The organism is Nocardia sp. NBC_01329 (genome assembly GCF_035956715.1).
Taxonomy (GTDB): Bacteria; Actinomycetota; Actinomycetes; order Mycobacteriales; family Mycobacteriaceae; genus Nocardia.
The window spans coordinates 4,107,689-4,119,113 of record NZ_CP108381.1 but is presented as its reverse complement, the minus strand read 5'-3'; the positions used below and the strand labels follow the sequence as shown (position 1 = coordinate 4,119,113).

Here is an 11,425-nt window from a genome sequence, read left to right as displayed (position 1 = left end):
AAAGAAAGTAGAACACCTATGTCGCTGTTATCCCACAGCCGCTTCGCGGTCCGGCTACGCCTCGTCGTCGGTCTGTTCGTCGCGGTCCTCGCGGTCGCGGGCTGTAGCTCCGATACCGAGCCCACCGCCGAATCCGGGACCCGCTCGATACAGACCGAGAAGGGTGCGATCGAGGTGCCCGCGGATCCGCAGCGAATCGTGGTGCTCAACGGTGCGCTGGCCGGTTACCTCTACGACCTTGACGTACCGGTGGCCGCGGCCGATCCGCGGGTCCTCGGGGTCAGCGGCCGCAATGCCGATTTCCCGCAGACCTGGGCCGACGCCGCGAAGGAACAGGGCACTCAGATGGTGCCGGTGGGACAGGCGGTGAATGTGGAGTTCGTCGCCTCGACGCAGCCGGATCTGATCATCGGTGGCGGACAGGGTTTCCCGGCCAAACAATCGGTGGACGCCTACGACCAGCTCAGCGCGATCGCTCCGACGGTGCTGCTGCCCGGCAATGTGACCGGCTGGCAGGATCAGCTGAAGCAGATCGCCGATGTGGTCGGTCGTGGCGACAAGGTCGGTGAACTGATCTCGGCCTACGACGACAAGGTGAAGCAGGTTTCCTCGGCGATCAAGGTTCCCGGACAGCAGATCGGTTACTTCCAGTCCGCCGCCGACGGTCAGCCGAAGATGATCCTGCCGAACGCCGCGCTGCCGACGCTGCTCGCCGAGCTGGGTTTCGAGGCCGACGACAAGGTGCTGGCCAAGGCCGGTAATCCGGAGCTCAACCCGTCCGCCGATTGGTTCGGATTCAGCCCCGAACTGCTGACGAAGGTCGTCGACGCGCCCGTGGTGTTCGTCGTTCCGTTGAGCGGCGCCAAGAGCGCGAGCGATCTCGCCGAGGATCCGCTGTACGCGCAGCTGCCCGCGTTCAAGGGCAAGAAGGTCTACGAACTGCCGGCCACCAGCCTCCGGCCGGATTACCGCGGCGTCATGAACACCCTCGACCTGATCCAGGAGCAGTTCAAGTGAAAGCCCCCGCCGGCCTCCTCATCGACCTCTCGCCGTTGCGGGAGAGCCGGCGGTTTCGCTGCGCGTTCGGTGCGCGACTGGTATCGGTTCTCGGCATCGGCCTCCTGATGGTGGCCCTGCCGGTGCAGGTCTACCAGCTCACCGGATCGAGTTTGCACGTCGCCGGGGTGTCCACGGCGATGGCGGTCGCGCTGTTCGCGGGCAGTCTGGGCGGCGGCGTGATCGCCGACCGATATGACCGGCGCACCGTGATCTCTTTCTCGCGGTCGGCGGCGGGTCTGGCGTTCCTCGCGCTGGGCGTGAACGCGCTGCTGCCCGATCCGTTTCTCGCGGTGATCTACGCCGCGGCCGTGACGGACGGCCTGGCCGGTGGTGTCAGCGGTTCGGCGTTGATGGCGCTGGTGCCGATGCTGGTGTCCCGGGAGAAGGTTCCCGCGGCCGGGGCGCTGACCACCCTCACCTCCGATCTGGGCACCATGATCACCCCGGCCGTCGCCGGTGTGCTGATCGCGAAGATCGGGGTGTCGTTCGCGTTCTTCGCCGCCGCTGCGGCGACCGTGGGAACCGTAACGCTGATCCGGGCGATCGGGCCCGCGCCACCACCGGTTCGCGAGATCCGCAATCCGCTGGTGGAACTGGGTCAGGGCATCACTTTCGCGGTGCGGCACAATATTATTCGCGCGGTACTGGCGAGCGGCCTGCTCGCCATGCTGGTCAGCGGGCCACTGGTATTGCTCCCGGCATTCGCCGATCGGGCACTCGACGCGGGCCCGACCACACTGGGTCTGCTCTACGCCGCGCCCGGCGCGGGTGCCGTTCTGGGTTCGCTCACCAGCGGCTGGATCGGCCGGGCACGCCGCAACGGACCGGTGTTGCTGGCCTCGCTGGCGCTCATGCCGCTCGGTGTCGTCATGGCCGGTATCTGGCCGCAGGCGGCATGGAGTTTCCTCGGGCTGGCCGCGTTCGGTGCGGCCCGGGCGGTGAACGGCATCCTGCGCTACGCGGTGCTCCAGCAGAACGCCCCGGAGGAGATGCGCGGCCGGATGTCGGGGCTGCTCATGGTGCAGTCGGTGGCCGGTACCGCGGTCGGTTCGATGGCGGCCGGTGTGATCGGCAACCTCGTCGAACCGGGTACCGCGCTCGTGGTCTACGGCACGGCGGTCTTGGTGCTGTTCGCCTTCGCGTCGGTGCTGGTGTGGCCGCTGTACCGGCTCACCGCGCCCGCGGGTGGGCCGTCGCAACCGCCCCCGCCGCCGGCGCAGGTCCCGGTCGGCGGGACCGTGGTGGAAGAGAACGTCACCGGAAACGTGGTCGAGCAGAAGAAGGACGGAGTGTGATGGTGGATCGCGGAGCCTACCGTGAGCGGATCGCCGAGGTGCTCGCCGGTTCGCACGGCGCGAAGGTCGGATATCCGATCGGGTTGCGGGAACTGGAGGTGATCCGTACCGCTCCGGTGGGCTCGGGCCTCATCCGGGTCACTCTGGGCGGCCCGGAACTCGACGGGTTCCACAGCTATGTCCCCGACGAGCACATCCGGCTGATATTCCCGGATACCGACGGCACCTTGCGGTTGCCGGTTCGCGACGGTCTGTCGCTGGATTGGCCCGCACCACGACCGGTCTCGCGGGAGTACACGGTGCGCCGCCTCGACACCGACGCCGGTGAGCTCGATATCGATTTCGCATTGCATCCGGGCGGTCTCGCCTCGGACTGGGCGCTGGCCGCCCGCCCGGGTATCCGGATCCACATCGCGGGTCCGCCCGGCGGTGTGGTGGTGCCCACAAGTTACGACAACTATCTGTTCGCCGGTGATATCACGGCGCTGCCCGCGATCGCCCGCTGGCTGGAATGGCTGCCCCGCGAGAAGACGGGCTGGGTGTTCGTCGAGGTGGTCGACGAGAGCCAGGAGATCGAACTGGCCGCACCGGCCGGTGTCGAGGTCCGGTGGCTGCACCGCGGCGACGCGCGTGCGGGAACCGGTGACCTGCTGGAGAAGGCGATCCGCACCGTCACTGTGCCCGAGGGGCAGAAGGTGTACGCGTGGGTCGCCGGTGAGGCCGGGCAGTTGCGGCCGATTCGTAAATGGATTCGCGGCGAACTCGGTGTCCCGGCGAAGGACTGCTTGATCGCGGGCTATTGGAAACACGGAGTCGCGGACTTCGACCGTGAAGAATAAGGAGGACAGAGATGACGAACGAGCCTACGGCGGTGGCCGACCGCGACCACTTCATCCGTGATGTGGCCGACCTGCTGGGCGTGGCGCCGGAGGAACTGTCCACCGATACCAATCTGCTCGACGCCGGACTGGATTCGGTGCGCATCATGCAGCTGGTGGAGAAGTGGCGGTCGGAGGGACATGAGACCGTCGACCCGTTGATGCTGGCCGGTGACCCCGTTCTGGAGTCCTGGCTGGAGGTGCTGTGCCCGTGACCGGGCGCCGCGAACCGCGCGCACGGCGCGTTTCGCGGCGGCGGGGGTCACGACGGGCGATGACCCTCGGCGAGCAGCCGGCGCAGATCGCGGCGGCTGGTCTTGCCTACTCCTGTCTCCGGGAATTCGGCGATGGTGACCACCGCGTCGGGCATTTTCCAGGCCGCGATACCGCGCTCGCGCACGAAGGTGCGCACCGTGGTCAACGTCGGCGGTGCCGCCGGGTCGAGTGGCTGTACGAATGCGCAGATACGTTGTCCGAGTACGGGGTCGGGGGTTCCGACGATCACCGCGTCGCGGATCCCGGGATGTTCCAGCAGGTGGGCCTCGAGCTCTTCGGCCGAGACCTTCTCGCCGCCGCGGTTGACCCAGTCGCCCGCGCGGCCCTTCACCACCAGATTTCCGTCCGGCCGCAGCGAGACGATATCGCCGGTGCGGTACCAGCCCTCCGTGGTGAAGCTGCGCGCATCGGCCTCTGGATTGTCGTAGTAGCCGCGAATGGTGTACGGCCCCTGGGTCATCAGGTTTCCGTCGCTGCCCGGCGCGACTTCGGCGTCCGCGTCGTCGACGATCCTGATCCGGTCGTATTCCGACATCGGCCGGCCCTGGGTGGCGACGACGACATCGATCGGATCGTCGAGCCGGGTGTAACAGACCAGGCCCTCGGCCATGCCGAACACCTGCTGCAGGGTCACCCCCAGCGCGGGGCCGACTCGGCGGGCCAGTTCGTCGGGGCAGCGGGCGCCACCCACCTGGAGCACCTTCAGGCTGGACAGATCCGGCAGCTCGCCGCCCTTCTCGGCGCGTTCGACCCACAGGCGCGCCAGTGGCGGCACCAGGCCGGTGATGGTGACACCGAAACGTTCGATCGCCGCGAACGCGGTCGAGGGAGTCGGATCGGGTGTCATGGCTACCGTGCCGCCCGCGTAGAGCGCACCGAGGATGCCCGGCGAACTCATCGGGAAGTTGTGTGCGATCGGCAGCGTCGCCAGGTAGACGGTGTCGGGACCCAGTTCGGTGATCTCGGCGCTGCGCCGCACGCTGTACAGGTAGTCGTCGTGGGTGCGGGGGATGAGTTTCGGGATTCCGGTGCTGCCGCCGGACAGTTGCAGGAACGCGACATCGCCGGCATCGATCTCGGGGAGGTCGGCGGGTTCGTCCCGGTAATCGGCGAGGTCGGTGGCGCCCTCGGCGAATTCGCGCGCATCGTCGTCGGCGACCAGCAGTACATGCCGCAGGGTCTGGACCTCGCGCCGGACCGTATCCGCCAGTGCGGCATGGTCGAAGCGCTGATGCCGGTCGCAGGTGACCATCGCCACCGCCGCGCTCGCCGCGGCGATGGGAATCAGTTCGGCTTCCCGGTGTGCGGGCAGGCAGAACACCGGCAGCGCGCCCAGCCGGAAGAGCGCGAAGATCACTTCGACGAATTCGGCGCGGTTGGGCAGCTGGACCAGGACGCGATCCTGCGGGCGGATTCCCAGCCGGGCGAATCCGGTGGCCAGCGACCGGGACCGGTGGTCCAGTTCGGCGTAGGTCCAGCGGTTCGCCGCGTCCACCACCGCGATCGCCTCGGGGCTCGCGGTGGCGCGAGCTGTCAGCAGAGCTCCGAATGTCTCACCTGTCCACAGTCTTTCGGCTCGGTAGTGGTCGATCTGGTCCGGCGGCCACGGGGTGAAACCGGGGAGGGCAGGCGATGGCATGAAGCACCTCTTTCCGATCAGCGATCTTGTTCGATGTCACACCGGAATGCTAGCCTTGCGGTGTAACTAGAGGTTAGGCTAACCTAATGGTCACGAAGCAATGGGGCGAAGGGGTCATCGTCACCGGAGCCGCAGGGGGAATCGGCGCGGCGATCGCAGCCGAACTCGCCGGCGATTCCGCGCATATCTCCCTGTGGGACCGGGACTCCCGGGTACACGAGGTCGCCGCACGGCTCGGACGGCAATACGAGGGAACCGATATCACCTCGGTAGAGGTCGACGTCAGTGACGCGGCCGTCGTCGCGGAGGCGTTCGACAAGGAGCTCGCCGAACGCGGCGCACCCCGGGTGGTCGTGCACGCCGCAGGTTCGATGATCGGCGGATCCGCACTGGATACCTCCCCGGCGGAATGGCAGCGCTGTGTAGCCGTCAATACCAACGGCGCGGTGTACGTGGCCCAGCGCGCGGCCCGCGAAATGGTGGCCGCCGGGCGCGGATCCATCGTGGTCGTCTCGTCCAACTCCGCCAGCGTGCCCCGCGTGAATCTCGCCGCCTACGGCGCGGCGAAGGCCGCGGCCTCGGCGTTCACCCGTTCGCTCGCGCTCCAGGTGGCACCGCACGGGGTGCGGGTCAATCTGGTCTCCCCGGGTTCCACCGATACCCCGATGCTGCGCGGAATGTACGCGGACTCCGACGACAACGGTCTCGGCGAGGCCGGGCGGGCAAGCCTGCTCGACGGTGACCCCGAGAACTACCGGCTGGGCATCCCGCTGCGGCGGATCGCCGATCCCACGGATATCGCAGCCGCCGTCCGCTTTCTGGTTTCCGACGCCGCGCGCCACATCACCATGCACGACCTGCGGGTCGACGGCGGCGCAACGCTGGATATGTGACACGAGAGGATGATCATCATCAACGCCGAGAACCCCGCTCATCCCGCGGATCCCGCCTTTGTCCTGTCCCGGCCGCAGCGCACCGTGACCGCGTCCGCCGGAGGGCGTGTCTTCCACAGTGCCGCCGAAGCCGTCGCGCAACTGCGTGCGCGGCGGGTGAGTCATATCGTCGGCGCGCTACCGTTCAAACCGGGTGCGCCCGCGGCATTGTGGGCGCCCGACACGATCTCGTTGACCGACGGCCCCCGGACCGCGGACCCGGTCGCCGCACCCGATATCGCGGTCACCGAACATCTTCCGGAGCCCGAGGAGCATGTGCGCCGGGTGGGCGCCGCGGTGCGCCTGCTTGCCGATCCGGCCCATCCGTTGCGAAAGGTGGTCCTGGCGCGCGCGCTCCGGGCCCGGGCCGATCGCGCCGTCCGCGCGGCCGATCTGCTCGATCTGCTGGTTTCCACCGACCCCGCCGGGAACGGCTACCTGGTGGATCTGACCGCGGCGGGTGGCCTGTTCACCGGCCGCCACCTGGTGGGTTCCAGCCCGGAGATCCTGGTGCGGCGGATCGGTACGGAGGTTACGAGTCATCCGCTGGCCGGTTCGGCTCGGCGGGTACCGGAGAACGCCCTGGCCGACCGGATCGCTGCCGAGACGCTGCTCGGTTCGGCGAAGGATCAGCACGAACACGGCTATGTGGTCGACCATGTGGCCGGGGTGCTGCGGGACCGGTGCACCGATGTGCGCACACCCGCGCGGCCCGATCTCACCGAAACACCTGCCATGTGGCATCTCGGCACCACGCTGAGCGCGACCGTCCCGGCTGCCGGCCCCTCGGCGCTGGAACTGGCCGCGGCGCTACACCCCACTCCGGCGATCTGCGGTACTCCGACGGCGGCCGCCGCCCGGTTGATCGCCGAGCTGGAGGGCGAACGCGGTTTCTACGCGGGTGCCGTGGGCTGGTGTGACGCCGACGGCAACGGTGAGTGGATGGTCAGCATCCGCTGCGCGGAACTCGCTGCCGACAATCGGACCCTGGTGGCCTATGCCGGCGGCGGCATCGTCGCGGAATCCGATCCGGAGGACGAACTGGCCGAGACCACCGGAAAACTTCAGCGGGTCCTCGGACCGCTGGGAGTTGCCGGCCGTCCCGCGGCGGTGCCCTGACCGATCACCTTTTCGCCACTGCGCCCGGGCTCGCAGCCCCTCCAGAAGGTTGTGGGCCACAAGAAGATGAGGAGTTCTGGACATGCCCATGCAGCCGATCGCGCCCTATGCGATGCCGTCGTCGGACGACGAGATCACCAACAGAGTGGCCTGGAGACTCGACCCCGATCGCACCGCCCTGCTGATCCACGACATGCAGAACTACTTCCTCGACGCCTACCAGCTGGATCGTGACCCCGCCCGGACGATGATCGACAATATCGTCCGGCTGCGCGATCGATGCCACGAACTGGGCATTCCGGTGATCTACAGCATGCAGCCGGGAGATCAGCATCCCGACCGCCGCGGGCTGCTCGCCGATTTCTGGGGCACCGGGATGTCGGACGGACCCGATACCGAGGTCATCGCCGCATTGACCCCCGGTGCTCAGGACATTCAGGTCACCAAATGGCGGTATTCGGCGTTCCAGCGCACGGACCTGCGTCAACTGCTCGGTTACCGGAACCGGGACCAGTTGGTGGTCACCGGGGTGTACGCCCATATGGGCTGCATGCTCAGCGCGGCCGAGGCGTTCATGAACGATATACATGCGTTCCTGGCGCACGACGCCGTGGCCGATTTCAGCCGTGAAGAGCATTCGATCGCCCTGAAGTACACCGCCCGTCGCTGCGGCATGGTGCTCAGCACCGACGAGATGCTGGACCAGTTGCAGCCCGCGGTGGTCGCTTCGGGGGCCTGACTCCGCACGCGGCGCCCCGCGTCACCGGCCCCGCAGGGCGTGCGGAGCCGGGCGTTTCACTGTGTCCGGCCCAGTTCGCCGGAGCGGTGCCAGGATTCGCGTTCGGCCGCGAAGGCGGCCGACTGCCGGGACCGGAACGATTCGATCGAATCCGCCTGTTCGGCCAGGAACGTGCGATAGTCGGCCAGACGGAATTCGCCCGGCCCGGTCCGCATTTCGCCGCGGCCGGCGGCGATGTCGGCACGTAGGTCGAGCAGTTCCTCGGCGCTCACCGGATACCAGCGGATTCGGTCGAAGAAGCGCAGCAGCCACGGAGTCCCGGTATCGGCGCGCCGGCTCCAGACCTGGGTGGTGCGGCCGACGAATTGATAACCGCCCGGTCCTTCCATCCCGTAGACGCACAGATACGCTCCGCCGATACCGACCGCGTTCTCCGGTGTCCAGGTACGCGCCGGGTTGTATTTCGTGGTGACCAGGCGGTGCCGGGGGTCGATCGGGGTGGCCAGCGGCGCACCGAGATAGACATCTCCGAGTCCGAGGACCAGATACTCGGCGGCGAAAACGGTATCGAAGACATCGGCGACGGTATCGAGTCCGTTCATCCGCCGGATGAACTCGATATTCCACGGGCACCACGGGGCGTCGGCGCGTACGCCGTGCATGTACCGAGTGATCGCCTCCCGGGTCGCCGGATCGTCCCACGACAGCGGTAGATCCACCGTGCGGCTGGGGACGATCAGATCGTCTGCGGCCGGTAGTTCGGTCTCGATCTCGGTCAGCAGGTCCAGGGCCGAGGCGATTCTGCGGGTACGCGGATCGACCCGGAGCTGGAGCGAACGGACGCCGGGAGTCAGTTCGGTGATACCCCGTTCGCCGCGCGCCCGCAGCCGTTCGTACAGGGCGTGGACCCGGGCACGTAGTTCGAGGTCCAATGTCATGGCACCGTATTCGACGAGGATTCCGTCGTCGCCCGCCCGGCGGTAGGTCACCGGAGTACCGTCCGCGGTCTCCGTCTTCCGCAAGACGCCGTCGTCGCCGTCACCGCCGCGCGACAGCACGATCGGCCAGCCCGCCCGGCGGGCGGGGCCGAGTTCGTACGGCGAGGCGGTCCGGTCCGCGCGCACCGGTACGAAGCGCACCCGGTCGCCGGGGCACAGCTGGCCGAGTTTCCACAGGTCGGCGGCGGTCACCGTCACCGGGCACACGAAACCGCCGAGACTGGGGCCGTCGGGTCCGAGCAGGATCGGCGTGTCACCGGTGAAATCGAGGGCGCCGACACTGTATGCGGTGTCGTGGATATTCGACGGATGCAGACCCGCCTCACCGCCGTCGGGGCGGGCCCAGCGCGGTTTGGGCCCGATGAGCCGCACACCGGTGCGGTCGGAGTTGAAATGCACCTCGTAGGAGGTTTTCAGCAGCGTATCGATATCTTCGCGGGTGAAGAACTCGGGCGCTCCGTGCGGACCTTCGGTGACCGCGATCTCCCAATCGTGGGTGAGGACCGGCTGTTCCCCGCCGGGAACGGCCCCGGCCGGTGGGCCAGGTATGGGCTCGACCGGCAGTACATCGCCGGCCGCCAGGGCACGCCCGTCCACCCCGCCGAACCGGCCCAGGGTGAATGTGGCGGTGCTTCCGAGGTACGCCGGTAGCCGCAGGCCGCCGGAGACCAGGACGTAGCAGCGCATCCCCGGCCCGCTGATCGCTCCGATATCGAGAAGTTCACCGGCGGGTACGAGAACCGGTCGCCATAGCGGCACCGGGCGTCCGGCCACCGTCACCGTGACGGGCGCTCCGGTCACACATGCCCACGTCGGTTCGGCGAACCGCAGTGCCGGGCCGGCCATGGTGCATTCCAATCCGGCCGCGGTCTCGGCGTTGCCCAGTGCGCGGTTGCCGAGCCGGAAGGACAGATCGTCCATCGGGCCCGACGGCGGTACCCCGACATGCCAGTATCCGGTCCGGCCGGGCCAGTCCTGCACGGTGGTGAGCAGACCGGGGCGTTCGACCACCGCGCCGCGAGGTTCGGCCACCGGCTCGGCGGCCGGAGTGAGCGCCACCGGGGCGGTCACCGGGTCACCACCATGCGAACGGGGGTGGGATCGAAGCCGTTGCAGGGGTTGTTGATCTGCGGGCAGTTGGATACCAGGACCAGGGTGTCGATCTCGGCGCGCAGCGATACGGTTTTACCCGGTGCCGACAGGCCGTCGACGATCCCCAGCGTGCCGTCGGATTCCACCGGAACATTCATGAACCAGTTGATATTGGATACCAGATCCCGTTTGCCCATACCCCATTTCGCCGCCTCGGCCAGGAAGTTCTCCACGCACGCGTGCTGATGGCGGGTGTGCTGGCCGTAGCGCAGCGTATTGGACTCCTGGGAGCAGGCGCCGGCGATGGTGTCGTGGTTGCCGACCTCGTCGGCGATCACCGTCATCAGCGCGGTACCCGCGTCGGTGCGTAGCACGCTCCCGGTGGTGAGGAAGATATTGCGCTGCGCGGTCACCGTGGCCTGGGCGCTGTAGCGTTCGGTGTGGTCGGCGGCGGAGTAGAGCAGGCAGTCGACGGCCTGGTTGCCGTGCAGATCGACGATGTCGAGACGTTCACCCGCGCCTACGATCGCCGACCACGGCGCGCACGCCGGGACGGTCTCGTCGAGTACGACTGTCGCTGTCGCGGTGTTCATATCCACTCCTGTCGGGTGCGGGCGGCCGACCAGGCCTGTTCGGTGTTCTCGACGGCACGCCGGTATTCCGGGTCGTCGTTCGCGGTATCCGCTGTGAGGCGCTCGCCCGGCCAGGCGACCAGATCGACATCGGTGACGGGGGAATCGTCGAGGGGGTGCGCGGTGGCTGCCACCAGCACAGTCACCGGCAGCTGGACGATCAGGTCGACGTAGGCTCCGGCGCCGGCGGATCCCGTCGCGGTGAGGGCACCGTCTCCGCCCACCCGCACCCCGCGGAAGAACGAGAGCGTCGGGCCGATATCCCGCGGTGACAGACCGTGTTTGGTCGCCGCGCGTTCCAGCAGCAGCCGGCCTTCGCGAGTGGAACCGCAGAGCGTGTCGTGGCGGCCCGAGGTATCGGCGACCACAGTGGCCAGTAGTCGGCCTTGATCGGACAACAGCGGATGGCCGGTCCCCAGGTAGGCCTGCCAGGGCACCTTCACGGTGTCGGCGACATTGAGCCGTTCCCAGGGGGATTCCGCGCGCAGCAGGAACAGATGCGCGCAGGCCGCACCGTGCGGATCGGCGAGCCGGAGCCGAGTTCCGCGGCCCAGCACCGTGCTGGTGTAGCCACCGGGTGGCAGCCGGACGGTCCAGGTGGTGTCATCGAGCGGAACGCCTTCGGGCAGCGCGGGAGCAGCTGTGGTCGCGGTCGCCTGGGCGCGGGCGTGTGCACGGGCGGCGGTCGTCGAGGCAGTGTTCGTCGAGGCAGGAGATGTCGAGGCAGGGTGTGTCGAGGCAGGGTGTGTCATAGCTTTCCTTGCTC

The 11,425-nt window shown here is 68.2% G+C and carries 11 protein-coding genes; 7 read left to right on the top strand and 4 right to left on the bottom strand.

The features are described from left to right. Nucleotides 1-18: 18 nt before the first annotated feature. From OG405_RS18820 to OG405_RS18805, 4 genes are read left to right on the top strand one after another with little or no spacing between them, the layout of a single operon-like run. Nucleotides 19-1,017, top strand: coding sequence for an ABC transporter substrate-binding protein (locus OG405_RS18820; RefSeq protein WP_327147782.1), 999 nt, complete (start codon nucleotides 19-21; stop codon nucleotides 1,015-1,017). Then, complete coding sequence (entS, locus tag OG405_RS18815) at nucleotides 1,014-2,354, top strand: enterobactin transporter EntS (RefSeq protein WP_327147781.1); 1,341 nt, start codon at nucleotides 1,014-1,016, stop codon at nucleotides 2,352-2,354. Before OG405_RS18820 ends, entS begins: the two co-directional genes overlap by 4 nt. Further along, the gene (locus OG405_RS18810) at nucleotides 2,354-3,193 is read left to right on the top strand and encodes a siderophore-interacting protein (protein WP_442790583.1); all 840 of its coding nucleotides are present in this window, start codon (nucleotides 2,354-2,356) and stop codon (nucleotides 3,191-3,193) included. Before entS ends, OG405_RS18810 begins: the two co-directional genes overlap by 1 nt. Before the next feature lie 11 nt (nucleotides 3,194-3,204). Further along, entirely contained in the window at nucleotides 3,205-3,447 is a 243-nt protein-coding gene (locus OG405_RS18805; RefSeq protein WP_030524085.1) for a phosphopantetheine-binding protein, read from the top strand. 47 nt (nucleotides 3,448-3,494) lie between these two features. On the opposite strand, the gene OG405_RS18800 is transcribed toward OG405_RS18805, so the two are convergent. Then, nucleotides 3,495-5,147 (bottom strand): (2,3-dihydroxybenzoyl)adenylate synthase, encoded by a 1,653-nt coding sequence (locus OG405_RS18800; RefSeq protein ID WP_327147780.1) that lies wholly within the window; start codon nucleotides 5,145-5,147, stop codon nucleotides 3,495-3,497. Nucleotides 5,148-5,233: 86 nt separating this feature from the next. On the opposite strand from OG405_RS18800, the gene OG405_RS18795 reads away from it, so the two are divergent. The 3 genes from OG405_RS18795 (at nucleotide 5,234) to OG405_RS18785 (ending at nucleotide 7,937) form a co-directional block, all read left to right on the top strand. Next, nucleotides 5,234-6,040 carry an SDR family oxidoreductase gene (locus OG405_RS18795; RefSeq protein ID WP_327147779.1) on the top strand — a complete coding sequence of 269 codons (807 nt, stop codon included), beginning with the start codon at nucleotides 5,234-5,236 and terminating at the stop codon, nucleotides 6,038-6,040. 9 nt (nucleotides 6,041-6,049) lie between these two features. Then, on the top strand, nucleotides 6,050-7,198 hold the full coding sequence (locus OG405_RS18790) for an isochorismate synthase (protein WP_327147778.1): 1,149 nt from the start codon (nucleotides 6,050-6,052) through the stop codon (nucleotides 7,196-7,198). A gap of 82 nt (nucleotides 7,199-7,280) precedes the next feature. Next, nucleotides 7,281-7,937 (top strand): isochorismatase family protein, encoded by a 657-nt coding sequence (locus OG405_RS18785; RefSeq protein WP_327147777.1) that lies wholly within the window; start codon nucleotides 7,281-7,283, stop codon nucleotides 7,935-7,937. Nucleotides 7,938-7,993: 56 nt separating this feature from the next. Here OG405_RS18785 and OG405_RS18780 read toward each other — a convergent pair whose 3' ends face one another. From OG405_RS18780 to OG405_RS18770, 3 genes are read right to left on the bottom strand one after another with little or no spacing between them, the layout of a single operon-like run. Continuing rightward, a complete protein-coding gene (locus OG405_RS18780) occupies nucleotides 7,994-9,994 on the bottom strand; it encodes a 5-oxoprolinase/urea amidolyase family protein (protein ID WP_327152401.1) in 2,001 nt (666 codons plus the stop codon). Between the two features lie 8 nt (nucleotides 9,995-10,002). Continuing rightward, complete coding sequence (locus OG405_RS18775) at nucleotides 10,003-10,620, bottom strand: urea amidolyase associated protein UAAP2 (protein ID WP_327147776.1); 618 nt, start codon at nucleotides 10,618-10,620, stop codon at nucleotides 10,003-10,005. After that, nucleotides 10,617-11,411, bottom strand: coding sequence for a DUF1989 domain-containing protein (locus OG405_RS18770; RefSeq protein ID WP_327147775.1), 795 nt, complete (start codon nucleotides 11,409-11,411; stop codon nucleotides 10,617-10,619). The genes OG405_RS18775 and OG405_RS18770 overlap by 4 nt, the downstream gene beginning before the upstream one ends. Nucleotides 11,412-11,425: the final 14 nt, after the last annotated feature.